Here is a 15322-nt window from a genome sequence, read left to right on the forward strand (position 1 = left end):
GCGCCTCGAGCGCGTGCTGTTGGTCAGGACCCATCTTCGCGGAAGGCATTATGGCCAGCGGTCATGCGAACCGCACCAACAGGTCGAACACATGGCCGCACCGACCAGGCTCAGCAGAACGTCAAATCAATCCTTGCCAACGGAGAGCCTTCCACACATGGCGGATACTGTTGAAAAAGTCCGCGAGCCGGCCGTGATCGGCCTTTTCGGCTCGATCTGGAGCCGTCGCGGAAAACTAAGCGATTGATTTCATTGGGGCGGAATTTCGGGACCCGCCCGTGGTTTGCGCCGTTTCAGCGGTCGCCGGACTTTTTCAACGGTATCGGCGCTTTGCCGACCTAGGTGGCGGGCGACGGACAAAGATCGTCCGAGTGACGGGATGGGGCCCGCGCGGTCGTGGGTTCAGGGAAGCCCGAGAATGGGTGAAGCTCGTGCGAGAATGAGTCGGAGACGGATGATGGCGAAGCGGACCGGGCGACTAGCAGGTTTCGAAGTCATCGCGGCAAGGGCCGGCGCGCGCGTCGCGTGGGCGTCGCCAAGGGGGGGATTCTGTTCAATCTCTATATGACCTGGCTTCGTCGAGGCGAAGGCGTGGGGGCGAAGCCATCTGGCATGATCAAGCGGAGAGCGGCGCGGCCTCAAGGTCTTTGAAACACCATGGCGCCACCTGAACAGCCGTGAAAAGGTGGGATTCAGGCGTAGAGTTTTTGATGGGTGGTTTGATGGGTGAGGCCCCCGAGTGGGGAAAAGTTCAATGAAATCAAGGCCGGTGGCGGAGAGGGTGGGATTCGAACCCACGGTAGGCTTCCACCTACGCCGCATTTCGAGTGCGGTACATTCGACCACTCTGCCACCTCTCCGCGGGGCCGATATTCGCTTGGTCGAGCGAGGGGCTTCTCTAGTCAAAGGCGGCGCGGGCCGCAAGCGATTCTAGGCAAGAAATTCGATAAAAGTTTCAGCGCTGTCCGGGTAGGGTCAGGCCGGGCGCGGGGCCGCCCAGCGGATCAATGCCGACGAAGCGAAACAGCTCGGCCGGACGACCGCCGGTGTCGCTGGAAAACACGCCCGTGGCCTGGACCAGGCCGGCGCGTTCGACCCCGCGGCGGAAGTTCTGCTTGTGCAGCGAAAGCCCCGCGACGGCCTCGGCGGCGGCCTGTAGCGCGGACAGGGTGAAGGTGTCGGGCGTCAGGTCGAACAGGACCGGGCGATACTTGAGCTTGGAGCGCAGGCGGCCCAAGGCGGTGGCGACGATGCGGCGGTGGTCGGAGGCCATAGGCAGGTCAGGCAGCGGTGACGGCGCGGGGCGGTCGTGGTCGCGGGCGGACTCGGCGACCAGCCCGGCCTCGTAGAGCAGCTCATAGCGCTCCAGCACCCGCTCTTCATTCCAGCGACGATCCGGCGTCAGGGCGAACAGGGTCTCGGCCCGACCCAGGCGGCGGGCGTCGTCGGCGGCCCAGGCGCGCAGGGCGGGCGAGAGGGTGGCCATCACGGCGGGCGGGCCGTCGCGCCAGTCCTCCCACGGGAAGATGTCGAAGACGGGGGTCCAGGCGGCGTCCAGGCCGGGGGCCTCGGGCGCCTCGGCGGTCAGGGCCAGGTAGCCGACCGAGACCTCGCGCGCACGTTCAGGGCCGGGCGTGGCGCGCGGCGAGGCGCGGCCCGCGTCGCCGAAGGTATAGAGCTGTTCGACAAAGCCGAGCGGAAAGCCGGTCTGCTGGGTCACGAAGGCGCGCAGGGCCAGTTCGAAGGTGCGGTCGCGGGCCGGGTCGAAGGGGCCGAAGGGCAGGGCCGGGGCGCCGTCGGCGGCATGGGTGGTCAGGACCACCGCCTGACCGGCGCGCAGGGCGATGACCACGGCCGACAGGCCGATCCGCACGCCTTGCTCGTTGCCCTGGGTCGCCGCCCCTTGCGTCATGCAGTCCCTTATTCCGTGTGCCAGGCGTCGGCGCCGGGCAGGATGCCGACAGCTTCGGCCAGAACGCGGTAGCGGTCCAGATAGCGCTGCTGCGCCACCGAGGCGGGCAGGGGATCGATGATCAGGTCATAGCCGGCGGGCGGGGCGCCGAAGATCTGGAGAGACTCGCGCCGGTTGAAGCCGGCCAGCTGGGTCGCTTCATAGAAGGCGCAGGCGCGATCGGCCTTCTTGATCAGGGTCTTGATGGTCTGCGGCGTCTTGGGCGGCAGCTGGAAACGGACGTGGATGGCGGCTTCCAGCCGGGCCTCGAAGTCCTTGTAGCCGGCGCCCAGCGCCGACTTGAACGGCGAGATCATGTCGCCGATGACGTATTCAGAGGCGTCGTGCAGCAGGGCTGCCAGCCGCCATTTTGGTTCCAGACCCGGACGGATGTGGGCCGCGATCTCCTCGACCACCAGCGAGTGCTGGGCGACCGAGAAGGCGTGCTCGCCGATGGTCTGGCCGTTCCAGCGGGCGACGCGGGCCAGGCCGTGGGCGATGTCCTCGATCTCGATGTCGAACGGCGACGGATCGAGCAGGTCGAGGCGACGGCCCGACAGCATCCGCTGCCAGGCGCGCGGGGGCTTGGGCGTTCTGGGCTTGGGCTTGGGCGCCAGGTCTTCGTGTTCTTCGGCCAAAATCGGGGTCCTGCGCATGGGGCAGGTGAGGTGACGCATCCCGAACGCTCGATCAAGGGCAGGCGTTGCGATTCGTGGGGGTTAATCCCCGACGTTCAGCGTCACCAGGGCCTTGGCGGCCTCGAACACACGGTTTTCATTGCGATCCTTGCCGCGCACGGTGGCGACGACGATGGGGCCGCCCGAGGGGCCGCGCGCCTCATAGCCGACGATGCGCCAGCCGGTGGTCGAGGACTGGTCGGCGGTCATCAGGAAGGTGGCGCGCACGGCCTCGCCCGGGGCGCTAGTGCGGATGCGGGCGGTATTGTCGTGGGCGTCGATGCTGACGACCTCGTCGGTTGAGCGCACGTTCACCTGACCGCTCTTGTCGTCGGCGCGAATGGTGATGCCGCCGATCTTGATGTTGGCGCGGTCGCCGTCGGCGTCGATCCTCATGCCGGGCAGGCGGACGGTGGCCTTGTCGCCCTGGGCGTCGATGCGCATGCCGGGCGCGCTGATGTGGGCGGAGTCCGCAGCGGCGTCGGCGGCGGCGCGCTTGGCATCGGCGCCCTCACGTTCGGCATCGGCCTCGGCCCTGGCGGCGTCGGCCTGTGCGCGGTCGGCTTCGGCGCGAGCGCGATCCTCGTCGGCGCGGGCTTCGGCCAGGGCTTCGGGCAGGTCGGCGGACAGGCGATTCTCGAACACCTTGAGGGCGTCCTGAACCGATCCGCCGTTCAGCGACACCAGATGCAGGGTGACTTCGGAGCCGCGCGGGCCGCTGTAGACGCAGGTCGTCCCGTCGGCCCGGGCCGAACCCTTGCGGGTCAGCACGCCTTGAGTCTGCGGGCATTGCAGAGTGTCCACGACCTTGAGCACGCCGGCTTCCTTGCCGGAGGAGGTCGAGGTGATGCGAACCGTACCGGCGTTGTCGCAGGCGGCGGTCATCAGCGCGAGGGCGCAGGCGGGCCAGAGGAGATGATGCATGGGTCGGCTCCTGTTCGGGTCCGATTGTGCGCGCAAGGCGCAGCTATTCCAGTGAAATCGCGGTAATCGAAGACGGCCGAAGCGCGGCGGTCTCAGCCCCCGGGACGGCCGCCCTCGCGCCGGTTCAGGAAGGCCAGCCGCTCGAACAGGTGAACGTCCTGCTCGTTCTTCAGCAGGGCGCCGTGCAGGGGCGGGATCAGCTTGCCCGGCGTCTTTTCGCGCAGGGTTTCGGGCGAGACGTCATCGACCAGCAGCAGCTTCAGCCAGTCCAGCAGTTCCGAGGTCGAGGGCTTCTTCTTCAGGCCCGGCGTGTCGCGGATTTCATAGAAGGTCCGCAGCGCCTCGGCGACCAGCCGCGGCTTGATGCCGGGGAAGTGGACCTCGACGATGTCCTGCATGGTCTCGGCGTCGGGAAAGCGGATGTAGTGGAAGAAGCAGCGGCGCAGGAAGGCGTCCGGCAGCTCCTTTTCATTGTTCGAGGTGATGACCACGACCGGGCGGATTTCAGCGCGGATCGTTTCGTCGATCTCCTGGACGTAGAACTCCATGCGGTCGAGTTCCTGCAACAGGTCGTTGGGGAATTCGATGTCGGCCTTGTCGATCTCGTCGATCAGCAGGACCGGGCGGGCCGGGGCGGTGAAGGCCTCCCACAGCTTGCCCTTCTTGAGATAGTTGCGCACGTCATGGACGCGCTCGTCGCCCAGCTGGCTGTCGCGCAGACGGCTGACGGCGTCGTATTCATAGAGACCGTTGTGGGCCTTGGTCGTCGACTTGACGTGCCAGGTGATGAGGGGGGCGTTCAGCGCCCGCGCCAGCTCATAGGCCAGAACCGTCTTGCCCGTGCCCGGCTCGCCCTTGATCAGCAACGGGCGCTCCAGCGCCACCGCCGCATTGACCGCCACCTTCAGGTCGTCGGTGGCGATATAGTTGGACGTGCCTTCGAACCGGCTCATGAAAAACCTGCTCCAATCAAGGGGGAATGGAGCAGGTAGCTTATCAAGACGCGCCTGAACAGACCGTGCCGCCCGTCAGGTGATGCGTTTGGCCGAGACGGGGTCGCTGGCGGGGAAGGTTTCCTCGACGCCTTCGTCGATCAGAGCTTCCTGGCGGTTCTCGGCCTCCTTGGCCTTGTCCTTCAACTGGTCGGGCTTGCCCTCCTCACGCGCCGCGGACTTCGCGGGCGGGGTGTTGGGGTCGCAGTCTTCCTGGGTCTTGGTGGGATGATGCTCGCTCATGCTGTCTCCTCTCTGTCTGGGCCGTAGCCCAGGTCCTCGATGTCGTCATCCGAGAGGCGCTTGGCCTCCCAGTGGGCGGCGCTGGCCTGGGCGCCGCGCTGGTTGCGCATCAGACCGGCGTAGACCAGCTCCACCTCGTCCGGGGCGGAACCGATCTCGCCGTTGGCGTCGATTTCGCTGACGCGCTGGGCATCCAGGCCCAACAGGGCGTCCGCCTCAGCTTCGATGCCGTCAAGGGCGAGCGCCTGGTCCAGGTCCTGATCGTCTTCGTCGAACGGCTCCTCGTCGCCGTCGCCTTCGGCCTGGGTGACGTCCAGAACGTCGTCGGCTTCATCCAGCGACAACTCGCCGTCGCCTTCATCGTCGATGTGGGTCTCGTCATAGATTTCGGCCTGATCCTGGGCGTCGAAATCGTGGTCCGGGTTGCCCATTGTGCGCCTCCTTGCTGATCAAGCTAACGGCTCAGGCAGGGGCGACGTTCCGTTGATTGATGCATACGGCGTTTGCCGCAGTGACGCGGGAAGAGATGGTTAACCACGCTGCTTTACAGTTCTTCAGTCGCCGACCGTTCAGGTTGGGGTGCGCCACGGAGATCCCCTTTGCCGCTGAAATTATCGCTCAAGCCCGGCGAGAAATTCGTCCTGAACGGCGCCGTCGTCCAGAACGGCGACCGGCGCGGCGTCCTGGTTCTGCAAAACAAGGCCAGCGTCCTGCGTGAAAAGGACATCATGCAGCCCGAGGACGTGACCACGCCCGCGCGCCGCATCTATTTCCCCGTCATGATGATGTATCTGGACGAGCCGTCGGCGGCGAACTTCTATGACGAGTTCGCCCTGCGCCTGACGGAGTTCATGGGGGCGGTCCGCAACCCGGATATCCTGGCGGAGTGCGTGACCTGCTCCAAGCACGTGCTGGCGCGGCAGTACTACAAGGCCCTGATGGGCGCCCGTAAGATCGTCGATTACGAAGACCAAAGGCTCGGCAATGTCGCTTCAAGCGTACAAGACGGCGGCGACGCGGGCTGAATCACCGCGCGAAATGGAATACCGGCTGTTCGGCCAGGTGACGCGGGCCCTGATGCACGCATCCACGGTCGACAAGCTGGACATCGCCACCCGGATCGACGCGATCGACTGGAACCGGCGGCTGTGGTCGACGCTGTCCACGTCGTGCAGCGACTCGACCAACGCCATGCCGCAGGCCTTGCGGGCGCAGATCATTTCACTGGACCTGTTCATCGGTCGCCACAGCTCGGCGGTCATGCGCGGCGAGGGGGATTTCGAGACCCTGATCGACATCAACCGCATGGTCATGCAGGGCCTGGCGCCTTCGCCTCAACCGGCCTGATCACGATGGCGGGAGCGGCCTTTACGACTGGCCGCGACCGGACCTAGCCTGACCTTCCTGTTCAAGCAGCTGAAAGGAGGTGGCCAGTGTCTCATTGTCATCAATCGCGAGCGACAGCCGCGATCTGGACCTCGCGGGAGGTCCGGGCCTGATCCTTCGGGGAGGCAGCGGTTAGGCCGTTCGCGGTCAGACAATGAAGCGTCGCTGGGGCAACCCGGCGGCGCTTTTTGTATCTTGATGTGCGCTATCGCGCTGCGCGCGACTTGAGCGCTAGAACAGCGTGCCGAACCAGTGGGCGATGCCGTGAACAATGGCCACGACGGTGGTCCACACCAGGGCCAGATAGACGGTGCAGATGGCCGTGCCGATCAGTCCGGCGACGATGAAGACGCCGTCCCTCTGAATGATGGCCAGCCCAAAGATCGCCAGGGTCAGGCCGGGCAGGGCGTCGCCGAACGGCACGGGCAAGGCCATCATCATGGCCAGCAGGATGCAGATGATCCCGATCACCACATCGGCCGCCTCGCCGGTCATGATGGGCCAGCGGGGGCGGGTCAGGCGTTCGGCGCGCCGCAGAAGCTCAATGGTCGTCGGGCTGTCGGGGCGCTTTCTGACGGCTTGCCGAACCCAGTCTGAAAAGCCGTAGCGGGCCGACCATCGACCGAAGCCGATCTGAACCTCGCCCAGCAGCACCCAGCGACGAAGCCAGCGCGGGGCGGCGAAGTGAGAGGCCAGCAGCCGCCGGTAGGTCTCGCGGCCAAGCGTGACCTTCATCAGCCAGCGCGGCAGCCAGACCTTGTCGCGTTGCAGGGCCAGTTCGGCGGCGATCAGGATGATGGGGGCCGAGAACACCGCCTTTCCCCCTGGGGGCCAGGGCAGCAGGGCCATCAGCGACAGCATCAGGATGACAGCGCCGAAGCCCCGTTCGCCAAAGGCCTCGACCATTTCCTTCAAGGTCAGCTTGGGATCGTCGCCATGGCCGAGAGATTCCAGAACGTCCGAAAACGTCCGGCTCTCATCGGGCGGCGGCGAGGAAACAAGCGTCATCAGGCGAGACTCGGGGAGCGAATGTTCGCCAAGTTAGGGGCGGCGCGAACCCTGCGCCATCCCTCACGCATAGGGTGCGGCTTAATGTTTCGTCACGTGCTCGGGTTTGCTCTTGCGCGGCGTATGGGCGAATTCTTCAAGCTGCTTTTCGCTCATCGACTCCATCATGGATTTCGACGCGCCTTTCAGCCTGGATTTCGGCGTTTCGCCGCGCTTGGCGGACAGGGCGGCCCCGGCGGCCTTCTGTTGAGCGGCGGATTTGGCGGGCATGGCGGCTCTCCTGCGTGAGCAAAAGAAACCGTCCGCCCGCCGTGTCGTTCCGTCAGCCCAGCAGTTCGCGCCCGATCAGGAAGCGCCTGATTTCGTTGGTGCCGGCGCCGATGTCATAGAGCTTGGCGTCGCGGACCAGGCGCTCGACCGGCCATTCCTTGGTGTAACCGGCGCCGCCGAGGGCCTGCACGGCCTCCAGTGACACCTTCACCGCGTTTTCCGAGGCCAGCAGGATGGCGCCAGCAGCATCGTAGCGGGTGGTCTTGCCCTGATCGCAGGCGCGGGCCACGGCATAAACATAGGCGCGGGCACTGTTCAGGGCGACGTACATATCGGCGACCTTGGCCTGCATCAGCTGGAAGCTGCCGATCGGCTTGCCGAACTGCTTGCGATCTCGGACGTAGGGCAGGACCACGTCCAGCGCCGCCTGCATGATGCCCAGAGGCCCGCCCGCTAGGACGGCGCGCTCATAGTCCAGGCCGCTCATCAGCACTCCGGCCCCGCCGCCGACAGGGCCCATGACGTTCTCTTCCGGGATCTCGCAGTCCTCGAACACCAGCTCGGCGGTGTCGGAGCCGCGCATGCCCATCTTGTCCAGCTTCTTGGAGACGCTGAATCCCTTCATGCCGCGCTCGACGATGAAGGCGGTGCAGCCTTTGGAGCCGGCCTCGGGGTCGGACTTGGCGTAGACCACCAGGGTGTCGGCCGAGGGGGCGTTGGTGATCCAGAACTTGGTGCCGTTCAGAACATAGCGGTCGCCCTTCTTGTCGGCGCGGGTGCGCATCGACATGACGTCCGAGCCGGAACCGGCCTCCGACATGGCCAGGGAGCCGACGTGTTCGCCCGAGATCAGCTTGGGCAGATACTTCTGCTTCTGCTCGGGCGTGCCCCAGCGGCGGATCTGGTTGACGCACAGGTTGGAGTGGGCGCCGTAGCTCAGGCCGATCGAGGCCGAGGCGCGCGACACTTCCTCCATCGCCACCACGTGTTCGAGGTAGCCGAGGCCGAGGCCGCCGAACTCTTCTTCGACCGTGATGCCGTGCAGGCCCAGCTCGCCCATCTCGGGCCACAGCTCGCGCCTGAACTCGTTCTTCTCGTCGATCTCGGCGGCGAGGGGAGCCAGCCGGTCGGCGGCCCAGCGGGCGGTGGTTTCACGAATGGCGTCGGCGTTCTCGCCGAGGCCGAATTCCATGGATTGGGGCGCGAAGGGAATGCTCATGCCGCAAGGCGTAGCATCGCGCACGCGCTTCGCAAAGTGGCGTCAGACGGCGCGCTTATTGTTCCGCTTGCGCGTCAGGTTCCAGCCCGCGACGCCGATGAAGATCAGGCCGATGACGGCCAAAACCCCGCCGATCAGAACCGTGCCGTCGGTGGCCTGATGATCCGCCAGCACGCGACGGAAGGCGGCGATTCCGGCGATGAAGGCCAGCAGGCCGACGCCGCCGATGAAGATGACGGCGCCGGTGTCGTTCCAGGCCGGCGTCTGCGTCGTGCGCTTCTCGTGACGCAGCACCTGAACGGTGGCGGGCGTTTCATCTTCGGCGTGCTGGACGGCGTTGGGGCCGCGAACGGGCGCGGTCAGCAGGGCGTCGAGCGGGGCGGGGCGGTCGGGCGCGGCGTCGAACAGGGCGCGTTCCGCCGAGCGGCGGCGATAGGGGGCGTCGACGGGCGGCTGGACCCGATCCGGCCAACCGCTCAGGGCCTCGGCGGCTTGGGCCGTTGAACCGGCGTTCAGGCGCTCCAGCACGTCGGAGCCTTCGAAACGCTGGACCCCGACCGAGAAGATGAAGCTGGCCAGTGCGTCGAACTGATGCTGGTTCAGCGGGATCGAGACGCGGCTGTTGATGACCTCGACGATGGGCAGCAGGTCATATTGCAGCAGCAGTTCGGCCTCGGCCTCGGTGATGGTCGCGCCGGGGCGGGCGGACTTCACGTGGCCGTAGCCGATGACCGGCACGCCGTCGCGACGACGCACGGTCCGGGGGCGAAAGCCCTCGAAGCTCTTGATCAGAAGCAGACCCTCGCGGGACACCTTCAGACGCTGGGACGTTGTTGCGGACACGGACTGACCCAATTCGGAACGGGCGCGCTCGCCCATTAGGCGAAGCAGCAAGCCGCGTTCCGAACCACGTCGTCCCGCTTCAGAGCAGGACGCGCCCTTTAAAGGAGGACGCGCCCTTTAAAGGAGGACGCCCCCTTTAAAGGAGGACGATGGTCGCCAGGCCGAGGAAGATCAGGAAGCCGAAGAAGTCCGTCGTCGCCGTCACGAAGACCGCCGAGGAGACGGCGGGGTCGAACTTCAGCTTGGACAGGGTCAGCGGCGTCAGCACGCCGACCGTGGCCGCGACCAGCAGGTTCAGGATCATGGCCGCGGCGATGACCGCGCCCAGGCGCCAGTCCTGGAACCAGAAGCCCGCCGCCAGACCGATCAGGGGCGAAAGCACCAGACCGTTGACCAGGCCCACCATCATCTCACGCCAGAAGGTTCGCACGGCGTTGGACGAGGTCAGTTCCCGCGTGGCCAGGGCGCGGACCGTCACCGCCAGGGCCTGGGTGCCGGCGTTGCCGCCGATGGCCGAGACGATGGGCATCAGCACGGCCAGGGCGACGATCTGCTGGATCGTGCCCTCGAAGACGGCGATGACAGCGGCGCCCAGGACGGCGGTGAACAGGTTGATGCCCAGCCACGGCACGCGGCCGCGCACGATCTCCAGCACGCCTGAAGAGCGGTCCTCGTCCGAAACACCGGCCAGACGCAGGATGTCCTCGCGGTTTTCTTCCTGAATGATGTGGACGATGTCATCGACCGTCAGCTGACCGACCAGCCGCCCGCCGGTGTCCACGACCGGGGCCGAGATCAGGTTGTACTTCTCGAAGATGTAGGCGACCTCTTCCTGGTCCACATCGACGTCGATCTCGTTGACCGGCTGCATCAACTCGGACAGCGGGGTCTCGCGCGGCGCCCGCAGCAGGCGGCTGATGGCCACGCCGCCGACCGGGCGGTTCAACGGGTCGACCACATAGATGTCGAAGAAGAGCTCGGGCAGGTCCTCGCCCTGACGCCGGACGTGGTCGATGGTGTCGCCGACGTTCCAGAACAGCGGCGCGGCCATGACCTCGCGCTGCATCAGGCGGCCGGCGGAATCCTCGGGATAGCCCAGCGAGCTTTCGATCGCGGCCCGATCCTCCTCGGGCATGGCCGCGAGCACCTTCTCGCGCTGGTCGTCCTCCAGGTCCTCGACCACGGCGGCGGCGTCGTCGGAGTCCAGCTCTTGCAGAGCCTCGGCCAGGGTCAGGTGAGGCACCCGCTCCAGCACTTCCTCGCGGATGCCGTCGTCCAGCTCGGGCAGGGTGTCGGCCAGAAGGTCAGGCGGCAGCCACTGTACCACGACGGCGCGGTGCTCGGACGTCAGGAAGCCCATCAGGTCGGCGACGTCGGCGGGGTGCAGGTCTTCCAGCAGGCCGCGAAGGCGCATGCCGTCGCCGTCGTCGGCGGCGTCCACGACCTTTTCGACGAAGGACGCCGTCAGAGCGTAGTCCTCGCCCAGGGCGACGTGATCTTCGGTTTCGATGTCGTGTTCAGGGGCCGGGGAGGCGGAATCCGTGTTGCTCACGTGTCTGCCTCCCCGAATGTTGTCAGCCTTGGTAGAAAGCCGAATATCGCCCTGTCAGATCAGATGGTGCGGTCGAGAAGACTCGAACTTCCACGGGTTGCCCCACAGCGACCTCAACGCTGCGCGTCTACCAATTCCGCCACGACCGCTCGCATCGGAGGGCGGGCAATAGCGGAGAGGCGACGGAAAGAAAAGAGGCTTTTGCGGAAATAGACGAAGTCTCGGCTTTTCCTGCGGTTTCACCATCGAGAGCCGCGTCGGGTCGAGAAGGCGGAGCCTTCTGAACGCGGCTCCACATCAAGCCGCGCCGGCCATGAAGTCATAGATGTCGGCGGGGCGGGTCACGGTGATGGCGATACGGTCGTCGCGAATCTCGATCTCGCCGCGCGCCACCGGGTGGTTGTTGGCCAGGATCCAGACCTCGTCGCGTTCCGAGGCGTCCAGCGGGATCACCGCGCCGCGACCCATGCGCAGCAGCTGTTGCATCGGCAGGACCGAACGGCCCAGCACGACCGAAATCTCGACTTCGACGGCTTCGATCTGGCTCAAGATGATACTCACAATGAAGGGGAGGCCCTTGCGCCGCCCCGTCGAGAGACACATTGAAGCGTCATGCTTGCCGACCCGTTAAGTATCACCCAACCATCTTTGATCCGCGCCGACGGTCGTCCCGTCGAATGGGCGGTCTCGACCGGCTATGTCGACTATGAGCCCGCCGTCGCCGCCATGGAGGCCCGCGTCGCGGCCATCGCGGCGGGCGAGGCCGAGGAGGTGGTCTGGCTGCTGGAGCATCCGCCCCTCTATACGGCGGGCGTCTCGGCCAAGGACGACGACCTGCTGGCGCCCGACCGCTTCCCGGTGCATCGGACGGGGCGGGGCGGGCAGTTCACCTATCACGGGCCGGGCCAGCGCGTGGCCTATGTCATGCTGGACCTGAACAAGCGCGGTAAGGACGTGCGCGCCTTCGTGCATGGTCTGGAAGACTGGATCATCGGCGCCCTGGATCAGTTCGGCGTCGAGGCCGGAATGCGCGAGGGCCGCGTCGGCGTATGGGTCGAGCGCAAGGGCGCGGGCTGGTCTCGCGAGGACAAGATCGCCGCCATCGGGGTCAAGGTGCGCAAATGGGTCAGCTTCCACGGCATCAGCCTGAACGTGGAGCCGGAGCTGGATCATTTCGGCGGCATCGTGCCCTGCGGCATCACCGAGCACGGCGTCACCAGCCTGGTCGATCTCGGCGTCCTGGCGACGATGGACGAGGCGGACGGGGCGCTGAAGGCCTCGTTCCAGCGGGTCTTCGGCCCGGTCGAAACGAGCGAAGCTCCTCTTTAGGTCTTGGGCGGCGCGCCGTAGCGGTTGAAGGCCTTCTGGCCCGGCAGCAGGATCAGGTCGACGGCGACCAGAACCAGCAGCCCGAGGGCGATCCAGTCGAACGGCGCCTGGGGCCGAGGCCAGGCCATGGCGAAGGCCAGCAGGATCGGCCCGCTCCACCAGCCCGACCGCCCCCGATCGTGCAGCCGTTGCGACAGCAGGCAGGCGGCGCTGTAGAGCAGGGCGGCTGCAACCAGCCAGCCCGCCATGTCGCGCACGGCCAAAGGCGCCAGCAGGTCGAACGCCGCCCAGACCCCCAGCACCAGGCCCGCCCCCACGAGGAAGGCGATCCGGCCGATGCGGCCGCTGGACGTCAGGAACAGGTCAGAGAAGCGATGCATCCGCCCGAACTAGGGCGCAGGTCGGCCCGAGTAAACGGGCGGCGACGAGGGCGAGCACGGGGCCAGGCACGGGGCCAAGCGTCGCGGTCAATTCGTCGCGGGGGTTTAACGACGGCCTTTCTTGGGTTTAAACACGGCGAAACCGCGTTTCGACGGCCTCTGGGAGTTCCCTTCATGCAACGTCTGCTCACCGCTTCGGCGGCTGTTCTCGCCCTGGCCCTCGCGGCCGGCAACGCCTCGGCTCAGAACTTCAGCGACCTGGCCCGCCAGGATCTTCAGGCCACGCACGACGCGCTGAAGGCCAACCACCCCGCCGCCGTGGTGCCGGGCGCCGCCAGCGAAACCTTCCGCAGCTGGATCGACGCCGGGCTGCAAGACGCTTTGTCCAAGGCCGGTCAGGTCAACAGCGGCGAAAGCCACGCCTACCTGCTGCGCTACTACGCCAATGGCTTCCGCGACTCGAACATCGCCACCAAGCCGACCTTTGAAGCGGCCAGCCCCTTCTTCGCCACCGGCTGGCCCGGCGTGGCCACCGCCTGGCGCAACGGCGAATACGTCGTTTCCTACGTCCAGCCGGGCGTGCGCGGCGCGCCGCCGGTCGGCGCCGTGGTCAAGACCTGCAACCTTCAGCCCATCGCAGACTTCGCCAAGGCCAAGCTCGACGGCTTTGAAGGCGACCTGACCACCGAGGCGGCCCGGGTCCGCACCGCGCCCTACCTCCTGTGGAACCGCAACAACCCCATGGTCGGCGGCGTGCCCTCGACCTGCGAGTTCCAGGTCGGCCGTCGCGCCCGCGAATACAAGATGAGCCCGCAGCCGGCGACGGCCGCGAACCTGGAGGCCGCCTACCGCGCTTCGGTCTTCACGCCGGGCGCGACCAAGCTGTCGATCGAGCAGGTTGACGGTCGTCCGTGGGTGCACGTCAACTCGCTGGAAGACAACGCCGGCTGGGACGCCTTCTTCGCTCAGGTGGAGAGCCAGATCGCAACGCTGCGCGGTGCGCAGGGCCTGGTCATCGACCTGCGCGGCGCCGAGGGCGGTTCGGTCAACGCCACCTCGCGCGGCTATGGCCTGGCCAACCGCATCTGGACGCCGGAGTTCACCGTCAGCCGCCAGCCGGAAGCCGGTCAGATCACCTATCGCGCCACCGCCGCCAACCGCCAGTGGTTCGCCGACACCCTGAACCGGATGCAGTCGGACCCGCGCTTCGTGCAGGAATCGGCCCCGGTCATCGAGCAGACCCAGGCCATCGTCGCCGCCTTTGACGCCGCCCTGGCTGCTGGTCAGCAGACCTTCGTCATGCCGGGCCGTCCGTCCGTGGCCGACACCGGCGCCACCAACCCCGTGCAGGGCAAGGTTGTGGTTCTGGTCGACGGCGGCTGCACCAACGGCTGCCTGGACACCCTCGACCTGCTGACCCGTCTGCCGAACGTGCAGCTGGCCGGTTCGGCCACTGACGTGGACTCGATCTTCATCGAGCCGACCGTGCAGCGCCTGCCGTCGAACTATTCGGACCTCAGCTATGGCCACAAGGCCTGGACCACGCGTCAGCGCGGCAACAACCAGGGCTATGTCCCGGCCCAGGGGCTGACCTACACCGGCAACCCGACCGACGAAGCCGCCGTTCGCGCCTGGGTGGGCACTTTGTTCTAGGCCTACCGCCCTTCGGGCTACTTGAGGCCATTGTTCTAGGGCCTACCGCCCTTCGGGCTACTTGAGGCCCGTCCATCTCACCCCCGGGTTCGCGCCCGGGGGTGTTTTGATTCTGGGGACTGACGCTGATCTCAGTCGTCCTTCTCCCGATGGGAGAAGGTGGCCCGCAGGGCCGGATGAGGGGCGTCGGTATCCGTCGGCGCAAGCCGCCGCGCCACGGCTATCGCCGAATGAGGCCGCAGCCCCTCACCCTTTCGCCTTTCCAATCGCTACGCTCTTGGAGGCTCAAGCCCTCTCCCGCCGGGAGAGGGTTCTCGGTGGCCTTTCGCAAGTTCGCCAACCAGCCGTCCGTGCAATCTCTTTCGCCCTGACTACATTAGGGTCATGACCCAGACCGAATCCCCCACGCCTCTGCGTTCGCCTTCGGGCTTTGATTTGACGCCGCCGAGCGAGAGCCAGCGCATCGCGCTGGAGGCCGACTTGTCGCCCGAGGAAAAGCGCGTCCTGTTGGCCCACGGCACCGAGGCGCCCTTCTGCGGGACCTTGCTGGGCGAGAAGCGGGCCGGGGTTTTCTGTTGCCGTGAATGCGGCCTGCCGCTGTTCCGCTCAGCCACCAAGTTCGAAAGCGGCACCGGCTGGCCCAGCTTCAGCGTGCCGGTGGATGAGGCTCATGTGCGCGCCGTGCGTGACGACAGCTATGGCATGGTCCGCGTCGAAACGCGCTGCGCCCGCTGCGACAGCCATCAGGGCCACGTCTTCCCCGACGGTCCGCCCCCGTCCGGCCTGCGCTATTGCATCAATTCCGTCGCCCTCAGCTTTGTGCCGGAAGGCGAGGCCCTGCCTGACCCGCTGGGGCGCGGTGACGGGACCGCCTGAGCGAATAGTCGTTTTGGGG

Annotated in this window: 19 protein-coding genes and 2 tRNA genes; 6 read left to right on the forward strand and 15 right to left on the reverse strand. The window is 66.6% G+C overall.

Annotated features, from left to right (window positions below; genetic code table 11):
- The coding region (locus HX774_RS19735; protein WP_218650297.1) for a hypothetical protein at positions 1–247 on the forward strand (247 nt) is incomplete at its 5' end.
- A gap of 523 nt (positions 248–770) precedes the next feature.
- On the opposite strand, the gene HX774_RS06410 is transcribed toward HX774_RS19735, so the two are convergent.
- The 7 genes from HX774_RS06410 to HX774_RS06440 all read right to left on the reverse strand — a co-directional run bounded on the left by HX774_RS06410 (position 771) and on the right by HX774_RS06440 (position 5218).
- A tRNA-Ser gene (locus HX774_RS06410) sits at positions 771–860 on the reverse strand.
- A gap of 95 nt (positions 861–955) precedes the next feature.
- The gene (locus HX774_RS06415; protein ID WP_178825271.1) at positions 956–1912 is read right to left on the reverse strand and encodes an NAD regulator; all 957 of its coding nucleotides are present in this window, start codon (positions 1910–1912) and stop codon (positions 956–958) included.
- A gap of 8 nt (positions 1913–1920) precedes the next feature.
- On the reverse strand, positions 1921–2514 hold the full coding sequence (locus HX774_RS06420; RefSeq protein ID WP_114817816.1) for a YfbR-like 5'-deoxynucleotidase: 594 nt from the start codon (positions 2512–2514) through the stop codon (positions 1921–1923).
- A 156-nt stretch (positions 2515–2670) separates the two neighbouring features.
- Positions 2671–3552: a methyltransferase type 11 gene (locus tag HX774_RS06425; protein WP_178825272.1), complete on the reverse strand. Its 882-nt coding sequence runs from the start codon at positions 3550–3552 to the stop codon at positions 2671–2673.
- A gap of 92 nt (positions 3553–3644) precedes the next feature.
- Entirely contained in the window at positions 3645–4505 is an 861-nt protein-coding gene (locus tag HX774_RS06430) for a MoxR family ATPase (RefSeq protein WP_114817797.1), read from the reverse strand.
- 75 nt (positions 4506–4580) lie between these two features.
- A complete protein-coding gene (locus HX774_RS06435) occupies positions 4581–4787 on the reverse strand; it encodes a hypothetical protein (RefSeq protein WP_178825274.1) in 207 nt (68 codons plus the stop codon).
- The gene (locus HX774_RS06440; RefSeq protein ID WP_178825276.1) at positions 4784–5218 is read right to left on the reverse strand and encodes a hypothetical protein; all 435 of its coding nucleotides are present in this window, start codon (positions 5216–5218) and stop codon (positions 4784–4786) included. Before HX774_RS06440 ends, HX774_RS06435 begins: the two co-directional genes overlap by 4 nt.
- A 168-nt stretch (positions 5219–5386) precedes the next feature.
- Between HX774_RS06440 and flbT the strand changes: the two genes are divergently transcribed.
- Both flbT and flaF read left to right on the forward strand, forming a co-directional pair.
- On the forward strand, positions 5387–5812 hold the full coding sequence (gene flbT / locus HX774_RS06445; RefSeq protein ID WP_114817794.1) for a flagellar biosynthesis repressor FlbT: 426 nt from the start codon (positions 5387–5389) through the stop codon (positions 5810–5812).
- Positions 5772–6134: a flagellar biosynthesis regulator FlaF gene (flaF, locus tag HX774_RS06450; protein ID WP_114817793.1), complete on the forward strand. Its 363-nt coding sequence runs from the start codon at positions 5772–5774 to the stop codon at positions 6132–6134. The genes flbT and flaF overlap by 41 nt, the downstream gene beginning before the upstream one ends.
- Before the next feature lie 270 nt (positions 6135–6404).
- Here the strand turns inward: flaF and HX774_RS20015 are convergent, their stop codons facing one another.
- The 7 genes from HX774_RS20015 to HX774_RS06485 form a co-directional block, all read right to left on the reverse strand.
- Complete coding sequence (locus HX774_RS20015; RefSeq protein WP_178825277.1) at positions 6405–7181, reverse strand: exopolysaccharide biosynthesis protein; 777 nt, start codon at positions 7179–7181, stop codon at positions 6405–6407.
- A gap of 81 nt (positions 7182–7262) precedes the next feature.
- On the reverse strand, positions 7263–7451 hold the full coding sequence (locus HX774_RS06460; RefSeq protein ID WP_178825278.1) for a DUF3008 family protein: 189 nt from the start codon (positions 7449–7451) through the stop codon (positions 7263–7265).
- A gap of 52 nt (positions 7452–7503) precedes the next feature.
- Positions 7504–8670, reverse strand: coding sequence for an isovaleryl-CoA dehydrogenase (locus HX774_RS06465; protein ID WP_178825279.1), 1167 nt, complete (start codon positions 8668–8670; stop codon positions 7504–7506).
- Positions 8671–8712: 42 nt separating this feature from the next.
- On the reverse strand, positions 8713–9564 hold the full coding sequence (locus HX774_RS06470) for a lysozyme (protein ID WP_178825280.1): 852 nt from the start codon (positions 9562–9564) through the stop codon (positions 8713–8715).
- Positions 9565–9649: 85 nt separating this feature from the next.
- On the reverse strand, positions 9650–11065 hold the full coding sequence (mgtE, locus tag HX774_RS06475) for a magnesium transporter (protein ID WP_114817788.1): 1416 nt from the start codon (positions 11063–11065) through the stop codon (positions 9650–9652).
- Positions 11066–11129: 64 nt separating this feature from the next.
- Positions 11130–11214 (reverse strand) — tRNA-Leu (locus HX774_RS06480).
- A gap of 148 nt (positions 11215–11362) precedes the next feature.
- Positions 11363–11668: a FliM/FliN family flagellar motor switch protein gene (locus tag HX774_RS06485; protein ID WP_114817787.1), complete on the reverse strand. Its 306-nt coding sequence runs from the start codon at positions 11666–11668 to the stop codon at positions 11363–11365.
- 9 nt (positions 11669–11677) lie between these two features.
- On the opposite strand from HX774_RS06485, the gene lipB reads away from it, so the two are divergent.
- Positions 11678–12394 (forward strand): lipoyl(octanoyl) transferase LipB, encoded by a 717-nt coding sequence (lipB, locus tag HX774_RS06490; protein ID WP_178825281.1) that lies wholly within the window; start codon positions 11678–11680, stop codon positions 12392–12394.
- Here lipB and HX774_RS06495 read toward each other — a convergent pair.
- Positions 12391–12774, reverse strand: a complete 384-nt coding sequence (locus HX774_RS06495) for a DUF805 domain-containing protein (RefSeq protein ID WP_178825282.1) — start codon at positions 12772–12774, stop codon at positions 12391–12393. The genes lipB and HX774_RS06495 overlap by 4 nt on opposite strands.
- A gap of 174 nt (positions 12775–12948) precedes the next feature.
- On the opposite strand from HX774_RS06495, the gene HX774_RS06500 reads away from it, so the two are divergent.
- Positions 12949–14427, forward strand: a complete 1479-nt coding sequence (locus HX774_RS06500; RefSeq protein WP_178825284.1) for a S41 family peptidase — start codon at positions 12949–12951, stop codon at positions 14425–14427.
- A gap of 384 nt (positions 14428–14811) precedes the next feature.
- Complete coding sequence (gene msrB / locus HX774_RS06505; RefSeq protein WP_114817783.1) at positions 14812–15303, forward strand: peptide-methionine (R)-S-oxide reductase MsrB; 492 nt, start codon at positions 14812–14814, stop codon at positions 15301–15303.
- Positions 15304–15322 lie beyond the last annotated feature (19 nt).

The sequence above is a fragment of the Brevundimonas sp. P7753 genome, assembly GCF_013386595.1.
GTDB classification, from domain to species: domain Bacteria; phylum Pseudomonadota; class Alphaproteobacteria; order Caulobacterales; family Caulobacteraceae; genus Brevundimonas; species Brevundimonas bullata.